The sequence below is a fragment of the Planococcus sp. MSAK28401 genome, assembly GCF_018283455.1.
In the GTDB taxonomy this organism is placed as follows: Bacteria; Bacillota; Bacilli; order Bacillales_A; family Planococcaceae; genus Planococcus; species Planococcus alpniumensis.
Map to the genome: position 1 here is coordinate 1,344,806 of NZ_JAAMTH010000001.1, position 18,301 is coordinate 1,363,106.

Here is an 18,301-nt window from a genome sequence, read left to right on the forward strand (position 1 = left end):
GCATTTGCAGAGGGGCTTTCGTTATGCTGCGTCTTCTTCACTATCCGGAGCTTCCGTGTCCGGTTCTGACGGCTCTTCAGGTGGTGCTTCTTCCACCTCTTCAGGTTCTTCCGGAGCTGGAGTTTCTTCGGCCGGTTGTTCCTCAGCCGGTTCTTCTTCAGGCTCTGCTTCCGGTTCTTGTCTTTCTGTTTCTTGCGGTGGCGCTGGTGTTTCTTCTCTTTCCGGTGCAGGAGCAGCTTCCGGTTCAGGTGTTGGTTCTGGTGTTGGATCAGGAGCAGGTTCCGGTTTTGGCGCTTGAATCGTTACGCCGTTGGACGCTGCCGATTGACGTCCTGTAATGTCCACTGCGACGACTGTATACGTTCCAGGACCAGGCGCGCTATAGGAATTGCTGCTTGATTCAGAAACAGAAGCGACTCTGCTTCCGCTGCGGAATACACGATAGCCGACGACATCGTTCGAAGCGGAATCGCTCCAAGTGATCGTGCGTCCATTAATCGATGTTCCGACCGGTGCAGGAGCTGCGCTGTCTGCGTTGAAATTAGCGCTGGAAACCACGTTGCTAAATCGTGAACTGCCAGGGAATAGTTTGCCAGCATCTCCGCCAAACGGGGCGAGCATGCGGTCGACGTATTCTTCTGAAACGCCCAGGCCGCCGCCAGAAACAAACTCACTTGGCGTATTCGATAGGGCAGCATAGCGTTTGCCGTTGATGGTCGTGTACGATCCGCTGCTCAAGCTGTCATCGCCGTCTTTTGGCGTCATGATATCAGCGATGAATAAATCGGAACGGACTAAGCCGGCTTTTTGGCAAGCATCGTTCGGAGCGAATCCGGAGATGCCGCAGAATGAGCGGGAGACAACGCCTTCAGGTTCCTGGAATTTATCGCCGGAGCCGATGGCGTCAGGTACCACGTCATACGTTGCATTCATCAAGTTAGCCCATAATTGATTAACACGGACTGATGGCTGCAAGTTCTGGTTTTTGAAATTATCCAGAGAGTATTTCTCTTTATCGTAGCCGAGCCATACGCCCATCGTGATGTTCGGGTTATAGCCAACGAGCCAAACGTCGCGTGTTTCTTGTGTAGTTCCAGTTTTTCCGGCAAAGTCCGCATTGAACTTCAGCATGCCATTTGCACGGTTAGCTGTTCCGCGGTCTGTCTTGAAGACGTCGCGCAGCATATCGGTCAATACATAAGAAGCTTGAGGCGTGAAAACATCTTTCGCTTCGGCTTTGTGTTCATAGATGACATTGCCGTCTGCGTCTTCGATTTTATCAATCATCGTCGTTTCCATATGCTTGCCGCCATTGGCGAGGGAAGCGTACGCGTTGGCGACTTCTTCAACGGAGCCTTCGATGCCGCCTCCAAGTGCTGAGGAAACGACGCCATCGCCTTCATCGACTCGTGAGAAGCCATTATCAATCAAGTATTGGATCGGCATGTCATCGCGCATTTGCGCAAACAAACGCAAAGCGGGAAGGTTCTGGGATTGCGCGAGCGCATCGCGCGCAGGCATGATGCCTTGTTCGCTTGTCGGAATAAAGTTTGTCGGTTCATAGCTATTGCCGTTATCGTTCATCGTAAATTTCACATCGACCACCGGACTGCCGGCGCCGATTAAGCCATTTTCCAGTGCTGGACCGTAGACAAGCAAGGGCTTGACCGTCGATCCGATCGAGCGGTAGGCCTGCGTTGCGTGATTCAAGTTCTCGATTTCATGGTCACGCCCGCCGACAAAGCTCAAAATCCGGCCCGTGTCGTTTTCCAAGGTGACACTGCCGACTTGAACAGGCAATTGGCGGGTTTGGGTTTCGCCGTCTTCATCGAGATAATCTTCCGATAGGGTCGTACCATATCCTTGATAGGCTTTCTGCGTTTCTTCTTGTGCTTCGTATAGTTCTTTATTGATGCTGGAATGGATGCGGTAGCCGTTCGACCGGACGGCGCGGTCCGCTAAAATCGCATATTCCTCATACAAGTTTTGGTCTTGATCGAGATTTTCAGGGTCTACACCGTTTTGTTCAGCTAAGACATCCATAATAATGCGGGTGGCACGTTTCTCTAACTCTGCCGTTACAAAAGGATGGTCCTCGTATGAACGGGTTTCGCCTTCACGAAAATCTGCTACGATGTCGTACGTTAATGCTTCTTCATATTCAGCTTCTGTAATATAGCCTGTTTCAAGCATTCGGTAAAGGACCGTCTTCATCCGATTCAAGCCCGGTGCTAATCCTTCTTCTTCCTTTATTGCTCCAGTATTCGTATAAGGAGTATAACTAAACGGCGCTTTCGGGATCCCGGCAATGAATGCCGCTTGCGGCAAGTTCAATTCGCTGGCTGGAACATTGAAGATGCCTTTAGCCGCCGTCTCGATTCCTGCAATATTTGTGCCAGCTGAATTTCGGCCATATGGAATGATGTTCAAATAAGCTTCCATGATGTCTTCTTTGTTCATGAATTTCTCGAGACGCATGGCCAAAAGAATTTCTTTTGCTTTACGTTCGTAAGAGACTTCATTTGTCAAAATTTGGTTTTTGATTAATTGCTGTGTCAAAGTTGAGCCACCGGATTGGCTGTCTGAATTGGAAACATCCTGGAATAATCCACGCATGATTGCTTTTGGGACAATTCCTTCGTGTTCAAAGAAATACTCGTCTTCAGTGGCCAGTACTGCGTCTATGGCAGTATCGGAGACATCTTCCAAAGTCGTTTCTTCCCGGTCTAGGTCAGTCTGCAATTTGCCGAGATACGTATTGTCGGCAAAGTACAATTGAGAAGTTTCTTCATAGCTATAGATGTCCGACAGCATTTCATCTTCGGTCCGCAGCTGTTCTTCATCCACTAGGGAAGCGAAATAGCCAGCTCCGGCCGATGCAGCAAAGACGCCGCCTGCCACCAGTATAATAGCTAGAATGATTGCCAAATTCCAAATGACGCCCGTCGTGATTTTAAAACGCCTAAACCACTTATGGGACGTCCATCTATCGGTTGTTTCTTCTGCCTTCAATAACCATCTTCTAAACTTATCGCGCACGTTATCAACCTCCTAAAAATCTTTTTCATTATAGCATAATCCGATAATTGAAACGAAAGATATTGACAATCTTTAGGATTGAAGTACACTACATAATAGAATCTTCATATTTCAAACGAAGAAAAGTCCGAAGTAGGGCATGCGATTTTGAACCAAGAGAGCCGGTGGGTGGTGCGAACCGGCCAAAACGCATGCGGCGAATTACAGGCTTGGAGTTTGCGGAAGTGCCCCGTCTGGCACATTCGAGTGGGAGGATACGTCCTCCAAGCTGGGTGGTACCGCGCATATGCGCCCCTGCATGAATTTCATGCAGGGGCTTTTTTGTGTCCCGGCAATCAGGTGATGGAGAAAGAGGAGGAAATTTACATGACGAATTCATTGATCGAAGATTTAAACTGGCGCGGGCTTCTATACCAGCAAACAGACGAAGAAGGAATGGCGGAAGTGCTGGACCAGGAAAAAATTTCATTATACTGCGGGGTCGACCCGACAGCTGACAGCATGCACATCGGACATATCGTGCCGCTTTTGACGCTGCGCCGTTTCCAATTGCATGGCCATCGCCCGATTCTTTTGGTTGGCGGAGCGACGGGCATGATCGGGGATCCTTCCGGCCGCAACGAAGAGCGCCAATTGCAATCGACGGAACAAATCGACCGCAATGTGCAAGCCATTAAAAAACAAATGGAACAGATTTTTGATTTCCAGACGGAGAACGGTGCGAAAATGGTCAATAACCGCGACTGGATCGGCGACATGAGCGTTATCGAGTTTCTGCGTGATTTCGGCAAATTGATCTCCGTCAACTACATGCTGGCGAAAGACTCGGTTGCCTCGCGGTTAGACAGCGGGATTTCATTTACGGAGTTTTCCTATACCTTGATCCAGGCGATCGATTTTAACCATCTCTATAATGAATACAATTGCCGTGTGCAGATCGGCGGTTCGGACCAATGGGGCAATATCACTTCGGGCCTTGAGGTCATCCGCAAGACACACGAGGAAGAAGCGAAAGCATTCGGCATCACCATCCCGCTCGTGACAAAAGCGGACGGCACAAAATTCGGCAAGACAGCGGGCGGCGCAGTTTGGCTTGATGCGAAAAAGACCTCCCCTTACGAGTTCTACCAGTTCTGGATCAATACGGCTGATGCAGATGTCGTGAAATACTTGAAGATTTTCACGTTCCTCGAAAAACAGGAAATTGAAGCACTCGCCGAAAGCGTTGAAACGGAAGCGCATCTCAGAAAAGCGCAAACCGTGCTCGCTGAAGAAATGACTAAGCTTATCCATGGGGAAGAAGCGCTCGCGGATGCACAGCGCATCACGAAAGCCTTGTTCAGCGGCGACCTGAAAAGCTTGAGCGCAGACGAAATGAAGGCGGCTTTCAAAGACGTCCCTTCTGTCGAGATGGCGAAACAAGCGAAGCCGATCGTTGATTTGATCGTTGATGGCAAAGTGTCTCCTTCAAAACGCCAAGCCCGTGAAGATATCACGAACGGCGCGATCTCTATCAACGGCGAGAAAATCCGCGACCTCGAATACGTCGTCGATGGAAAAGACCGCTTGGACGATGAGTTCGCTATCGTCCGTCGCGGAAAGAAAAAGTACCATATGATTCATTTCATCTAAATGCGAATGCCGTTTGCACATGCAAGCGGCGTTTTGTATTTATTGGTGAATGTTTAACGTCCCTTCGACCGGGAAACACAATTACTAGAAACATGAACAGGATTCCAAACTGATAAGGGAGGACGAAGGACATGTCACGAGTTGTTGGATCGTACGGTACGGAGATGGAAGCAGTGGAGGTCATAGAAGATCTTCAGCGACAGGGCTACCGGGATGAAGATATTTCGGTTCTCAGTAAAGATAAGGGAGACGTGGATCGTGTTACGGAAGAAACTGGTACGCAAGCCGGTGAAGGAGCAGCTGCGGGTGCTGCTACAGGAGGTGCACTAGGCGGTCTCGGCGGCGTCTTGGCAGGCCTCGGTGCGCTGGCGATTCCTGGCATCGGGCCAATTGTGGCAGCGGGCCCAATCGCAGCTGGACTTACAGGCGCTGCAGCGGGCGCAGGCGTCGGCGGCATAGCCGGTGCTTTAATCGGACTCGGTGTGCCAGAAGACGAAGCGGAAACATATGAAGCTGAGTTTAAGGAAGGGCGGATCCTTGTCTTGGTAGAAGATGAGGAAGCGAAGCAACCTGACAGCAACGATGTAGATAGGTTCACTGATCGGGAAGATCCGTTGATCGGAACGGAACGGACCACGAACATCCGCGGAGATGCTGGAACGCGACGCGGCCGGCTTTAATTTCCAATAGACTAGCAAACCCCACGGCGCTTTAAAAGTGCCGTGGGGTTTTTTTAGATATGCGATTGCTTTTCCTTAATGAAGGAAGGAAGCGGGAAATCCTCAAAGGCTTGTGGGTGGACCAGCTTACCTAGTTTGATGGCTCCTTCTAGCAAGCGAGGAGAAGGCCGGCAGAACAGAGCTTCTTCCATGACGTGGATCTGTTCAATGCCTTTCATCGACTGCCAGTCCGGACGTTTCAATACAAGTTCCGGTTTCACTTTTGAGGTCATGATGCCGACCCATGCCAAAAGGATATAATCTGGCTCGCGTTCTCTCACGGCTTCCCAATCGGTTTGGATGTTGGCGGTTTTTTCATCTTCGAAACAATTGCGCGCGCCGACTAGCCGGCTGATTTCGCTGAGCCAATTGACGCCTCCTGGAGTGAACACCGGCTTCGGCCACCATTCCCAGTACAAGGATGGAGAAGAGGCAGCCGTTTCTCCGCGTTTCTTCAGTTCGGCAATGGTTGCATCATATTCCACAAGAACCGTCGAGCTGTCGAAATGGATCGCTTCGGCCACCGTCTCCAGGTCGTGGCGGATGTCTGCGAGCGATTGCGGGTCCAGGATGAGGTGTGGAATCTTGCGTTTTTTTAGCTCTTCGATATTTTTCTCCATGCCGGGTACGCTGAGCGATGCCAGCACAAGGTCCGGAGTGAGTGCTTCGACTTCATCCATGCGAATGGATAGGTCCGGTCCGAGACGCGGAAGCTTTTCGATGCTCTTCGGCCAGTCGGAATAATCATCGACGCCGACCAGCAAATGATCGGCATTCAAAAAAGCGAGCAATTCGGTGTTGCTTGGGCAAATGGATACGATTCGCATAAAGACGCCTCCTTTATGGATTCAGTTTAGCACAGCTCGAGAAAGGAATCGACGAAACCAGGGAGCCTGGCATCTTTAAAACTAAAGGCTGACAAGATGCTTGCGAAATAAACGCCATAGAAAAAACCCTCCAGGTACGCCTGGAGGGTTTTCATCAATCGATTAACGTGAGTAGAACTCAACGATCAATTGTTCGTTGATTTCAGCAGACAATTCGCTGCGCTCTGGGAGACGAACGAATGTGCCTTCTTTTTTGTCAGCGTCGATTGAAACGTATTCTGGAACGAAGCTGTTTACTTCGATCGCTTCGTTAACAACATCAAGGTTGTTAGACTTTTCGCGGAAAGCGATTGCTTGTCCTGGTTTCACGCTGTAAGACGGGATGTCTACGCGTTTGCCATCAACAAGGATGTGGCCGTGGTTTACCAATTGGCGAGCTTGGCGGCGAGTGCGCGCAAGGCCGAGGCGGTAAACAACGTTGTCAAGGCGTGTTTCAAGCAAGATCATGAAGTTCTCGCCGTGTTTGCCTTCCATTTTACCAGCTTTGTTGAACAAAGTTTTGAACTGGCGTTCGTTAACTCCGTACATGAAGCGTAGTTTTTGTTTTTCTTGCAATTGCAAACCGTATTCAGAAACTTTACGGCGTTGGTTAGCACCGTGTTGACCTGGTGCGTAAGGGCGTTTTTCGAGTTCTTTACCTGTGCCGCTCAAAGAAATTCCAAGGCGACGTGACAGTTTCCATGCTGGACCTGTATAACGAGACATAATGAGTCTCCTCCTCTAATTTGGTTTTTAGAGTAAAATAAAAACCAGATGTATTCATGCTGTAAGCCATTTTGTTTTCATGTACCTTCGCTCAGCAGCCAAGAGTTACGCGATACACCTCCGCAGAGGAACAAAATGGGCAAACCCGCACATACAACTGCTGCGATTATTTTACACAAAAGCTAGTATAACCGAAAGTGACTGTGGCAGTCAATGGATAATGGGCAACAAGCGTAAAAATGAAGCTTTCTTTTTTTATCTCCTCAGAGTAAAATGAAGATAGTTGTAAATGTAAGCGCTTTCTATTTTAGTGAGGGGTGTATGAATAATGAAACGAAAGAACAAGTTTGAAACGGCCGTGATCCATGAGGGCTATGACAGTTCTGTGCATCATGACAGTTTGGCTACGCCGCTTTATCAGACGTCTACGTATTCGTTCGCGAATGCAGAACAAGGAGAAGCCCGTTTTGCTGGGGAACAAAGCGGAAATATCTATTCGCGTCTTGGAAATCCGACGGTGCGCGTGTTGGAACAGCGCATGGCGGAGATCGAAGGCGGGGGAGGCGCGCTGGCATTTGGTTCGGGGATGGCTGCAGTCAGTGCTATTCTGGTTCATTTAACGAAAGCAGGCGACCATGTGCTATGCTCACGCGGAATTTATGGCTGCACGTTCGGCTTATTGGAAATCATGGAAGAAAAGTACGGCATTACGCATTCACTCATTGCAATGACGACGCAACAACAAATCGAACAGGCGATCCGTCCGGAGACAAAAGTCATCTACGTCGAAACGCCGATCAACCCGACCATGGAATTGGTCAATCTGCGCGCGGTTGAGGCGGCCGCAAGAAAACATGGCTTACGGGTGGTGGTCGACAATACGTTCAGCTCGCCGTATCTGCAGAATCCGCTCGAGTTCGGCGCTGATTTCGTGCTTCATAGCGCGACCAAGTATTTGAATGGCCATGGCGATGTCGTCGGCGGGGTACTCGTCGGGGCAGATGCGGAGGAAATGCAAACGATCCGCATGACTGTGCAAAAAGATTTCGGGGGCATCATGTCACCGTTCGATGCCTGGCTGTTGATCCGCGGATTGAAAACTTTGCACGTGCGGATGGACCGCCATATCGACAATGCGGAAAAGATCGTCGCGTTTCTACATGGCGAACAGGCGGTCAAGCGCATTTTGTATCCATTTGATGCCAGTCACCCGCAAGTGTCGATTGCCAAAGGCCAGATGCGCCGCGGCGGCGGATTGATTTCATTTGAGCTAGAAGGCGGAAAAAAACAGGCGCAGGAATTTTTGAATGCCTTGTCACTCATCAAGATTGCCGTAAGCCTGGGAGATGCCGAAACCTTGATCCAGCATCCGGCAACGATGACCCATGCGGTCGTCCCTCCGGAAGAGCGGGAACGGATGGGCATCCGAGATTCACTGGTGCGCTTGTCGGTCGGGCTTGAGAACGTCGAGGATTTAATGGCCGACCTTGAGCAGGCTTTCGCTCAAATCAAATCCAATTTGCAGGAAATCTAAAAAAGATCCCGGCAGACTTTGAACTGACCCGGTAATTTGAGACATTAGAAAAAGCACTAGGCTGCCATTGTCCGATACTCAATCGGGGAATGGCAGTTTAATTTTTGGAACGGTCGGATGTAGTTGTAATAATACATGTAATCTTCTGTTTTTTGTTGTACAATGGCATTGGTTAGGTGCACCCTTTCTAGGGTGTAGAATTCTTCCGACTTTAGCGAGGAGTGGAAGGATTCGATGACGGCGTTATCAAAGCAGTTTCCTTTGCGGGACATGCTGGTGATAATGCCGTTTTCTTTTGTCGCCAGTTGGAATGCACGCGATGTGTACTGAGCCCCTTGGTCACTGTGCAGAATGATTCCGGCGGTGTTCCGTTTCCGGCAAGCAATCTCCAGGGTATCCAACACGAGCTGGGCATTCTGAGTGTCACTGACTTTGTAAGCAATCACTTCGTTGTTATACAAGTCCAGAATGGTCGACAAATAAAGCATGCTTTCCCCGAAGGGAAGATACGTAATATCCGTCACCCATTTTTGATTGGGGGCGTCCGCTTTGAAATTCTGTTCCAACAGGTTTGGCACCACCAAGTGCGTCTCACCGGTCATCTTCTTCGCTCGCTTGGGTTTCACCCGGCACTGGCTGTTGTATTTCTGCATGATGCGCTGCACCGTCTTCCGATTGACAAGGATGCCGGCATTTTTTAACAACCCTTTCACCGTCCGGTGACCTGCCCGAAATTTCAGCTGTTCACAGATTGCGATAATCTCTTTCTCCAATTCCGTTTTGCCGAATTTTTTCTGGCGCCACCGGTAATAAGTAGGGCGAGGGACGCCCATGCATTTACAGATCATCGTGATGGAATATTTCTCTTTGAACAATTCCACCAGTTTTAGGAAGAGGGGCGGTTCCACCCCCTTTCCAGTTCCCGGTACTTTCCCATCAGTTCTTCTTTGATTTCGTAATACAGCACCTTTTTCCTTAGCTCTTCCACCTCACTCAACTTCTTCTCATAAGCGTATTGTTTCCCCACACCTTGTGCGAGCCGATGGAGCTCGTCTTTCTGGTACCACTGCATCCACCTCTTAATTTGCGTCACACTTTTAATTTGGTGAATCTCCATGATCTCGGCGTTGGTGTAGTCCCCACTCAATTTCATCTCGATGACCTCTAGTTTGATTTCCTCCGGATAGAATCGCTTTTTTGAACCCATACAGAAAAACACCTCCAGTTTGTCGTTGTTACTACATACGACTTTGGGGGTGCTTTTTCCTTGTCTCATTTTATTGGGTCACTCTACTTCCTGCCGGGATCTTTCGTATGTTTAGATGTGCTTCAATAAGGTTTCTGCAAACTTTTCAAGCCCGATGCGGTCTTCTTCTGTAAAGCGGGCAAGTTCCGGGCTATCGATGTCGAGCACGCCGTAAGCTTCGCCGTCTTTGAATAGCGGGACCACAATTTCAGAGCGGGAAGCAGCATCGCAGGCAATGTGGCCAGGAAAAGCATGGACGTCATCGATGAGCATCGTTTCATTTTTGTCGATGGCCGTGCCGCATACCCCTTTTCCGACTGGGATGCGGACGCAAGCAGGCATTCCCTGGAATGGGCCGAGGACAAGCTCGCCTTCTTCCATTAAATAAAATCCGACCCAGTTGATGCGGTCGAGGAACTGGCCAAGCAATGCCGAGGCGTTCGACAAATTGGCAATGCGGTTCGGTTCGCCCGCAAGCAAGGCGTCGAGTTGTTTATTCAGCAGATTGTATTGTTCTTCGCGTGTGCCGCTGTAAGTGGATGTAGCAAACATGGAATCATCTCATTTCTAAAAGTTTCTATTTAATAGTGTTCAGTATAAAAGCGATCTGCGTATTTGTGCAAGCCTTCAGCACTGTGGGCATCCGAACCGAAAACAAGCGGGATGCCGAGCTCTCGTGCATAGGCGATGTAAGGCTCCGGCGGATAAAATTCCAAGCAGCCTGGTTTCGATAAGCCTGCTGAATTGACGTCCAGTTCATAGCCGTGTTCTTTTATCATTCTCAGGATCTTGCGGATGCGGGCATCGTCATCGATTCGTTCCTGATGGACATGCTGGAATTTATGGCATAAAGTCGGGTGGCCGATGCGTTTCGGTTTATAGGGGCCGAGGTCCGCCAATATGGAAGCTTCGACCGTGTCATAATATAGATCATAGACGGCCTGTACCGAACCCATGTCTTTTGCGAGTTCTATAAATACTTGTGCGCTGAAATCCGAACAGATCCAGCGGTCCTGATAGTGCAGGAAATGGACCGACAGAATAGCGTCATCCAGTTTTGGGCCGGCGTGTTCGAGTAGTTGGGCGGTCTGTTTTTCGAACCCTTGAATAAAATCCACTTCCAGGCCGCTGCGGATCCGCATGCCCGGAGCTTGCGTTTTTACCTCGGCAAGCGCCTCGAAATAGGCGGGCAACTCGTCTATATTCATGCCGCTGTCTTGATCAGGCGTCGTATCCGTAAAGCCGTCGGGTAACGGGGCATGCTCGGTAAAGCTGATGTCGGTAAATCCATTTTTTTCCGCTTTTTCGATATAGGCGTAAAAGGGATCGCTAGTACCGTGAGGGCAGAAAGGGGTATGAATATGGCCGTCGCGTTTATTCATAAAGTTCACCATCTTTTCGATTTGATAAAATTATTCCCTGTTTTCTTCTAATTTGGCAAACAAAAGAGTAGAATACATGTTAAAATAAAAGAATCATTAAACATACTTATGTAACCGGTAATGTATTTGGAACAGGGGGCTAAATGACTTATGATGGAGTATATCATCATTGCGGTCATCATTCTATTGGCGCTGCTTATTATCGGCATGGTGTTTCGAAAAAAACACAATGCGGAAATTGAGCGTCTGGAACAACTGAAACTGCAACTAAAAGAGAAACCAATTATGGAAGAACTTACTAAAGTGAAACAATTGAACTTGAATGGCCAGACAGAGGAAATGTTCGAGCGCTGGCGCAATAAATGGACTGAAATCATGGATGTCGACATCCCGAAAATAGACGCAACACTCTATGACGCAGAAGAATCGATCAAACGTTTTAATTTCCCGAAAGCTTCCAAGCTCGAAAAACAAGCTGAAGTGAAAATAGATGACGCTGACCAGCAAATTGCGGTCATTTTCGCAGAGCTGGACGAATTGATCGGCAGTGAAGAGAAGAACCGCAGTGAAATGGATTTGATCCAGGACAAATACGTCCGCGCCCGTAAAAACCTGCTCGCGCATAAATCTTCATACGGCGCAGCCGCTGAGCCTCTCGAAAAGCGCCTGGAATCATTTGTCCAGCGCTTTGAGGAATACGATCAGCTGACAGGTGAAGGCAACTATTTAAGAGCACGTGAGACGGTCATCAATTTATCCGCAGACAGTTCACAAGCATTCATGCTGGTGGACGATATCCCAATGATGCTGACGGAAATCGATGAGAAAATTCCACAGGATTTGGCGCAGCTACGTCAAGGCAAACAAGAAATGGAAGAGCAGTCGTATTACCTTAACCATCTTGGGTTGACCGAGAAAATCGAAGAAAGCGAACAAGAGCTGGCTGTCTTGAAAAAACAACTGGAAACCCTGGAAGTGACCGATAGCAACAACCGTGTCGACGAAATCAAGGACCGGATCGATGCCATGTACGACCTGCTTGAAAAAGAAGTGGCGGCAAAGCATTATATCGACCAGCATCTCATGGATACCGAGCGCCATCTGCAAGTGGTCGCGCGCGATACCCAGGAACTGGAAGAAGAAAGCCGTTACGTGCAGCATAGCTACAAAATAACGGATCAGGAAGCGGCGATTCCGAAAACCTGCCTAGAGAAAGTCGAGCAGCTGGCGAAGCGTTTCGAACTATTGTCGAACCGACTGGAAGAAGACCAATCGGCCTACTCGAGCCTTCAGGACGAACTGATGCATATCCGTGAAGATTTAACGATTGTCGATTCCACACAGATGGACTTTACCGATGCGTTGAAAAACCTGCGCGTCGAGGAAAACAAAGCCCGTATTCATGTGGAAGAACTGAGACGCCGCCTTCAGGAAACGGATCGCATGCTGCATAAAGCGAATATCCCCGGCATTCCGGAAGATATGGATGTCCGCCTCGAGGAAGCGGAGGAGCATTTGTTTGTGGCAATGCGTGCGCTCCGTGAAGTGCCCCTTAATATGAAACTAGTCGATAATTATATGGAGCAGGCAGAAACCAGTATTACGGATGTGGAGATCAAAGCAAAAGAAATGGTCGAAAACGTCTTGCTGGTGGAACGCATCATCCAGTACGGAAACCGTTACCGGAAGACGAACCCACAGCTTCACGCCCATCTTTTGGAAGCCGAGGAATCGTTCCGCCAAATGCGCTATACGAAATCGCTCGAAGAAGCGGCGACAGCTGTTGAGAATTTCGAACCCGGTTCGATGAAACGGATTGAAGTGCTCGTAAAAGATAAGGACTAAGAAAATAACGAAACCACCAGCAGACGAGCTGGTGGTTTTCTTTTCGGAGGGATTGCAATGATTTATTTGGATAATAGCGCAACGACCGAACCCGACCCGCAAGTGCTCGAAACCTTTGTCAAGGCGAGCAGCCGCTATTTCGCAAATCCAGCTTCGCTTCACCGATTGGGAAATGAAGCGGAAGATTTGCTTGAATCGGCGCGCAGCCAGATCAAAGGCCTGCTCGGTTATGAGCGAGTCATTTTCACATCTGGAGGCACCGAAGCGAATAACTTGGCGATACGCGGTGCGGCTTATGCCAATCAAGAAAAAGGCCGCCACATCATCTCGTGCAAAACCGAGCATCCATCGGTTTTGGAACCCTTGAAGAAACTGGAAAAAGAAGGATTTGAAATTACCCTGCTGTCAGTCGATCGGAAAGGCGCGATCGATCTTGCTGAACTGCAGCAGGCGCTTCGGGAAGATACGATATTGGTCAGCTTGATGCAGGTCAATAATGAAATCGGCACGATTCATCCGCTGTCAGCTATTCGGCGCATGCTTAACAACCACCGTGCGCTGTTTCATGTCGATGCAGTGCAAGGCGCCGGCAAACTGCCGCTTGATGAGCAGGAGATGCCGGATTTATTGACTGTCTCTGCACACAAACTTCATGGATTGAAAAACAGCGGGATCCTGGCCGTCAATAAAGCGCAACTCGAGCCAATCCTGTTCGGGGGCGGCCAAGAAGGCGGGCTTCGCAGCGGGACAGTCTCGGTTCCGAACGCTGCAGCACTGGCAAAAGCGTTGCGCCTTGCAACACCAAAGCCTGATCATCTACAATGGAATGCGGAATTGCGCAGCTTTTTCTCTGGATACAAAGACATTTACATCGTCAGCCCATCCGGCGCCGCGCCGCATATCCTGGCGGTGGCGATCGCTGGCATGCGCGGGGAGACTTTGGTCGGCGCGCTGCAGCAAGAAGGCGTCATCGTCTCCACTTCGAGTGCCTGTTCTTCCAAGAACAAGCAGGCAAGCCACGTCATTGAAGCGATCGGCTTGCCGCGCGAATACCGGGACGGCACGATCCGCATCAGCTTCGGCGCCGTGACCAGCCACGAAGACATCATCGAATTGAAGAAACGTTTCCATAAAGCGCATCAAACGATCAAAGGAGTCGAACAATCATGAAAACCAACCAAATTCTTATCCGCTACGGCGAGCTGTCGACAAAAGGCCGCAACCGAAAAGCGTTCATCTCACGGCTTCGCAATAATATCCAGACTTTGTTCGCAGGTACGCCGACTTTGCGCATCAAAGCAGAACGTGACCGAATGTTCTTGTTCTGCGACGACGAACAAGGCATGGAAGACATTGTGTCTCGCCTGCCTTACGTGTTCGGTATCCAGTCGTTTAGCCCTGTGACACAGACCAGCCTGGAATTGGATGATATGAAGCATACCGCTTTAGCGATCGTCAGCAAGATGGATACCAAGGACAAGAGCTTTAAAGTTTCCGTCAAAAGGCCGAATAAGGAATTTCCTTACGAAAAACCGGAGATCATGCGCACAATCGGGGGGTATGTACTCGGCAATACACCCGAACTGACAGTCGCCATGAGAAACCCTGACATCGACTTGAATGTCGAAATCCGCCAAGACGCCGCTTATATGATGGCTGAAACGATCCAAGGCGCAGCCGGCTTGCCGATCGGCGCAGGCGGCAGGGCGCTCTTGATGTTATCAGGCGGCATTGACAGCCCTGTCGCTGGCTATCATATGCTGAAGCGCGGAGTAAGGCTTGAACTGATTCACTTCTTCAGCCCGCCGTTTACGACGGAGCGCGCAAAAGAGAAAGTGCTCGATCTCGCGGAGAAATTGAGCGGCTTCGGAGCTCCCGTCACCTTGCACATCATCCCATTCACAGAAATTCAGCAGGAAGTCCATAAACAGGTGCCGGATAATATCACGATGACATCCACGCGCCGAATGATGATGCGCATAGCGGACGCCGTGCGCGCAAAAACGGACGCTAAAGCAATCATCACTGGCGAAAGCCTCGGCCAAGTCGCCAGCCAGACGCTTGAAAGTCTGCAGGCGATCAACGCTGTGACAAATACGCCGATTTTACGTCCCTTGATCGCACAGGACAAACTCGAAATTATTGAAACGGCGCAAGCCATCGGCACATACGATATTTCCATCCGGCCATTTGAGGATTGCTGCACGATCTTCACGCCGGCCAATCCGAAAACGAAACCGAAAACGGATAAAGTGGAGCATTACGAGAGTTTTGTATCATTTGACGAGATGATCGATCGAGCGGTAGCCGAGCGCGAGATCATCGAATTCCCAAGAAACAAACAACAGCGTTTCGAAGATTTGCTGTAATCCGATTCATTCGAATAGCCCAGCCAAGAACAAGCATCCTGTTCTTGGCTGGGCTTTTGTAATGAAGAGAATTCATTATTCTATTAGAACAATCACTTGAAATATGGATATTGGTTTTAGATGGAAATGAATGGAGACAAAACAAACAAGCAGGAAAATCAACCACATTTAAGGGCTCTTTATTTTAAATAATTATTTTGAATAATTAAATATTTATTGTATAATAATATAAGAATAATATTAGTTCATTGGCAAAGGGGAGATTGGAATGAAACGCGAACAATTGCTGGCACCTGAAAACTATAATTTGGTGGAGGAATTCGAACGCTTTGCGACAGGAGATGGGCGCAAGGCGATCATTTGGGAAAATGACCAAGGGGAAAAGAAAGACCTTACATATGACGATTTGATCCAACAAGCGAACCGTGCAGCGAACAGCTTCGAGAAAGCGGGCCTTAAAAAAGGCGATGTCGTATTGGTCATGGTGCCTCGCCTCATTGAAGCCTATGTTGTCTACACAGGGGCATTGAAAGCAGGGCTCGTGGTCATTCCAAGTTCTGAAATGCTGCGGGCGAAAGACATCTCTTACCGGCTGAATCATAGCGAAGCCAAAGCGGTCATTGCGTATGAACCGTTTCTGGGCCAGTTCGAGGGAGTGGCGGAAATGTATGGGCTGACGAATTTCGTCATCGGCCAAGGATCGGATTCCTGGATTTCATTGACTGACGAAATGGCTTCAGCTTCTGATCGTTACGAAGCGGCGCCGACCAAGAATGATGATATGGCGTTTCTTTCTTATACATCGGGGACGACCGGCAATCCCAAAGGCGTGGTCCATAGCCATGGCTGGGCGTACGCACATTTGCGCACCTCAGCAGAGCATTGGCTCGGGGCAAAAACAGGCGATTTGGTGTGGGCGACGGCGAGCCCGGGCTGGCAAAAATGGATCTGGAGCCCGTTCCTTGCGACACTTGGAAGCGGAGCGACGGCATTTGTCTATAACGGCAAATTCGACCCGGCACTATACTTGGAGTTGCTGGAACAGCGGAAAATCAATGTGCTATGCTGCACGCCGACAGAATACCGCCTGATGGCCAAGCAGAAAGATTTGGCGAAATATGATTTGAGCGCGCTCCACAGTGCCGTCTCGGCCGGTGAGCCATTGAATGCGGAAGTGATCGATGTGTTCCGGAAGCATTTCGATTTGGATGTGCGCGACGGGTATGGGCAGACTGAAAATACATTGCTTGTGGGCACGATGAAAGGCACAGAAGGGCGCACAGGCTCGATGGGCAAACCGACGCCAGGCAACCGGGTGGAAATCATCGACGATAACGGCGAGCCTTGTCCAATCGGAGAAGTCGGGGACATCGCTGTGCACGTCGAGACGCCGGCCTTGTTCAAGGAATATTTCAAAGACGCCGAGCGGACGCAAATGCAGTTCCGCGGTGATTATTATGTAACGGGCGACAAAGCGTCGAAAGACGAAGACGGCTTTTTCTGGTTTGAAGGGCGCGGCGATGACATCATCATTTCCTCAGGCTACACGATCGGGCCGTTCGAAGTAGAAGATGCGCTCGTTAAGCATCCTGCCGTGCAAGAATGTGCCGTCGTCGGTTCGCCAGATGAAATCCGTGGGACGATCGTCAAAGCATTCGTCGTCTTGACTGAAGGACATGAAGGCGGAGAAGAGCTCATTACGGAACTCCAAAACCACGTAAAGGAATTGACGGCGCCGTATAAATATCCGCGTGCGGTCGAGTTCCGCAGCGAGTTGCCAAAAACCGCATCCGGCAAGATCCGCCGCGTCGAACTGCGGCAAGCCGAAAACGCAAAAAAATAATATTTTAGCCAAAAGCCTCCGTAAGTATCGGGGGCTTTTGCTGTATTTACTTTCCAATAGGGCAGGCATATAATGGGTCTATTATTTCGTGAATAAAAATAATTTAAGAATGGTGCGCGATGCGAAGATGACTGATGAGAAAAAAGGGACATTGTTGACGATTTTGACTTACACGATTTGGGGATTTCTCCCGATATTCTGGAAGCAAGTCGACCATGTGCCCGCTGATGAATTATTGGCTGGCCGTATTTTTTGGGCGTTTTGGCTGACGCTTGGCTTTATTGTGCTGACAGGGGGCGGCAAGCGGTTTATGGATGATGTAAAGTCTTTGTGGAAATCGAAGAAAACCTTCTTCCTGCTGATGCTTGCTTCGTTCCTGATTTCGGCCAACTGGTTTTTCTATATATATGCCGTGACCAACGACCGGATCGTTGAAACCAGCCTCGGCTATTACATCAATCCGCTGATTTCCGTGCTGCTCGGCTCGTTCTTTTTAAAGGAAAAGCTGTCGCCAGCCGTGAAAATTGCATTCGTACTTGCCGCAATCGGCGTCTCGGTCATTACGATTTCCTATGGGACGCTGCCTTGGCTGGCGCTTGGCATGGCATTCAGCTTTGCGTTCTACGGATTGATCAAGAAGACCATTCAATTGAATGCGCTGAGGGGGCTCGCGATCGAGACGCTGTTCGTATTGCCGTTTGCGACCGCTTACTACATCTATTTGTTTTCGATCGACCGTGCGGCATTTCTGCATAGCGGGGTGTCGACCGACTTGCTCGTCATCCTCAGTGGTTTCCTGACTGCTTTGCCGCTATTGCTATTCGCCATGGGCGCGCCGCTCATTCCGTTGTATATGATCGGCTTCCTTCAATACATTGCCCCGAGCTTGATGCTGTTGATCGGCGTCTTTCTGTACGGGGAGCAGTTCGGCTTGATATCGGTCATTTCCTTCTCGTTCATCTGGAGTGCCTTGATCCTATTTACCGGCTCAAAAATCATGGAGGCCAGGCGGACGAGAAAGAACCGCCATTTAGTTGGTGCCGAATTTAGCGGAAAGTGAAACATTTTGAATGCTATGCCGTATAGTTAAATGGAATACT

The 18,301-nt window shown here is 49.4% G+C and carries 14 protein-coding genes; 8 read left to right on the forward strand and 6 right to left on the reverse strand.

Annotated features, from left to right (window positions below; all coding sequences use genetic code 11):
• Positions 1-21: 21 nt before the first annotated feature.
• The gene (locus G3255_RS06885; protein ID WP_211653826.1) at positions 22-3,039 is read right to left on the reverse strand and encodes a transglycosylase domain-containing protein; all 3,018 of its coding nucleotides are present in this window, start codon (positions 3,037-3,039) and stop codon (positions 22-24) included.
• A gap of 366 nt (positions 3,040-3,405) precedes the next feature.
• On the opposite strand from G3255_RS06885, the gene tyrS reads away from it, so the two are divergent.
• Together tyrS and G3255_RS06895 are read left to right on the forward strand one after the other, a co-directional pair.
• Entirely contained in the window at positions 3,406-4,671 is a 1,266-nt protein-coding gene (gene tyrS, locus G3255_RS06890; RefSeq protein WP_211653827.1) for a tyrosine--tRNA ligase, read from the forward strand.
• Positions 4,672-4,802: 131 nt separating this feature from the next.
• Positions 4,803-5,351, forward strand: coding sequence for a general stress protein (locus G3255_RS06895; protein ID WP_211653828.1), 549 nt, complete (start codon positions 4,803-4,805; stop codon positions 5,349-5,351).
• A 53-nt stretch (positions 5,352-5,404) separates the two neighbouring features.
• On the opposite strand, the gene G3255_RS06900 is transcribed toward G3255_RS06895, so the two are convergent.
• Together G3255_RS06900 and rpsD are read right to left on the reverse strand one after the other, a co-directional pair.
• Positions 5,405-6,217, reverse strand: a complete 813-nt coding sequence (locus G3255_RS06900) for a helical backbone metal receptor (protein ID WP_211653829.1) — start codon at positions 6,215-6,217, stop codon at positions 5,405-5,407.
• 162 nt (positions 6,218-6,379) lie between these two features.
• Positions 6,380-6,982, reverse strand: a complete 603-nt coding sequence (rpsD, locus tag G3255_RS06905) for a 30S ribosomal protein S4 (protein ID WP_211653830.1) — start codon at positions 6,980-6,982, stop codon at positions 6,380-6,382.
• A 328-nt stretch (positions 6,983-7,310) separates the two neighbouring features.
• Between rpsD and megL the strand changes: the two genes are divergently transcribed.
• A complete protein-coding gene (gene megL, locus G3255_RS06910) occupies positions 7,311-8,516 on the forward strand; it encodes a methionine gamma-lyase (protein ID WP_211653831.1) in 1,206 nt (401 codons plus the stop codon).
• A 56-nt stretch (positions 8,517-8,572) separates the two neighbouring features.
• Here megL and G3255_RS06915 read toward each other — a convergent pair.
• From G3255_RS06915 to hisJ, 3 genes are all read right to left on the reverse strand, one after another.
• A protein-coding gene (locus G3255_RS06915) for an IS3 family transposase (RefSeq protein ID WP_211653052.1) occupies positions 8,573-9,723 on the reverse strand; the annotation gives its coding sequence in 2 pieces (ribosomal slippage) (positions 8,573-9,450 and positions 9,450-9,723; 1,152 coding nt in all).
• A 111-nt stretch (positions 9,724-9,834) separates the two neighbouring features.
• Positions 9,835-10,314: a free L-methionine (R)-S-oxide reductase MsrC gene (gene msrC / locus G3255_RS06920; protein ID WP_101190076.1), complete on the reverse strand. Its 480-nt coding sequence runs from the start codon at positions 10,312-10,314 to the stop codon at positions 9,835-9,837.
• Positions 10,315-10,343: 29 nt separating this feature from the next.
• Positions 10,344-11,144, reverse strand: a complete 801-nt coding sequence (gene hisJ / locus G3255_RS06925; RefSeq protein WP_211653832.1) for a histidinol-phosphatase HisJ — start codon at positions 11,142-11,144, stop codon at positions 10,344-10,346.
• Between the two features lie 150 nt (positions 11,145-11,294).
• Here hisJ and ezrA point away from each other — a divergent pair, with 150 nt between their 5' ends.
• The 5 genes from ezrA (at position 11,295) to rarD (ending at position 18,261) form a co-directional block, all read left to right on the forward strand.
• The gene (gene ezrA / locus G3255_RS06930) at positions 11,295-12,989 is read left to right on the forward strand and encodes a septation ring formation regulator EzrA (protein ID WP_211653833.1); all 1,695 of its coding nucleotides are present in this window, start codon (positions 11,295-11,297) and stop codon (positions 12,987-12,989) included.
• 57 nt (positions 12,990-13,046) lie between these two features.
• On the forward strand, positions 13,047-14,159 hold the full coding sequence (locus G3255_RS06935; protein WP_211653834.1) for a cysteine desulfurase family protein: 1,113 nt from the start codon (positions 13,047-13,049) through the stop codon (positions 14,157-14,159).
• A complete protein-coding gene (gene thiI, locus G3255_RS06940; protein ID WP_211653835.1) occupies positions 14,156-15,358 on the forward strand; it encodes a tRNA uracil 4-sulfurtransferase ThiI in 1,203 nt (400 codons plus the stop codon). The genes G3255_RS06935 and thiI overlap by 4 nt, the downstream gene beginning before the upstream one ends.
• A gap of 268 nt (positions 15,359-15,626) precedes the next feature.
• A complete protein-coding gene (gene mbcS, locus G3255_RS06945) occupies positions 15,627-17,201 on the forward strand; it encodes an acyl-CoA synthetase MbcS (protein WP_211653836.1) in 1,575 nt (524 codons plus the stop codon).
• Positions 17,202-17,328: 127 nt separating this feature from the next.
• Positions 17,329-18,261, forward strand: a complete 933-nt coding sequence (gene rarD / locus G3255_RS06950) for an EamA family transporter RarD (protein ID WP_211655787.1) — start codon at positions 17,329-17,331, stop codon at positions 18,259-18,261.
• Positions 18,262-18,301 lie beyond the last annotated feature (40 nt).

Coding starts and splice junctions, on each gene's coding strand:
- megL (WP_211653831.1), top strand. CDS start 7,311: ATGAAACGAAAGAACAAGTTTGAAACGGCCGTGATCCATGAGGGCTAT.
- thiI (WP_211653835.1), top strand. CDS start 14,156: ATGAAAACCAACCAAATTCTTATCCGCTACGGCGAGCTGTCGACAAAA.
- tyrS (WP_211653827.1), top strand. CDS start 3,406: ATGACGAATTCATTGATCGAAGATTTAAACTGGCGCGGGCTTCTATAC.
- G3255_RS06935 (WP_211653834.1), top strand. CDS start 13,047: ATGATTTATTTGGATAATAGCGCAACGACCGAACCCGACCCGCAAGTG.
- mbcS (WP_211653836.1), top strand. CDS start 15,627: ATGAAACGCGAACAATTGCTGGCACCTGAAAACTATAATTTGGTGGAG.
- rarD (WP_211655787.1), top strand. CDS start 17,329: ATGACTGATGAGAAAAAAGGGACATTGTTGACGATTTTGACTTACACG.
- G3255_RS06900 (WP_211653829.1), bottom strand. CDS start 6,217: ATGCGAATCGTATCCATTTGCCCAAGCAACACCGAATTGCTCGCTTTT.
- msrC (WP_101190076.1), bottom strand. CDS start 10,314: ATGTTTGCTACATCCACTTACAGCGGCACACGCGAAGAACAATACAAT.
- ezrA (WP_211653833.1), top strand. CDS start 11,295: ATGATGGAGTATATCATCATTGCGGTCATCATTCTATTGGCGCTGCTT.
- rpsD (WP_211653830.1), bottom strand. CDS start 6,982: ATGTCTCGTTATACAGGTCCAGCATGGAAACTGTCACGTCGCCTTGGA.
- G3255_RS06895 (WP_211653828.1), top strand. CDS start 4,803: ATGTCACGAGTTGTTGGATCGTACGGTACGGAGATGGAAGCAGTGGAG.
- hisJ (WP_211653832.1), bottom strand. CDS start 11,144: ATGAATAAACGCGACGGCCATATTCATACCCCTTTCTGCCCTCACGGT.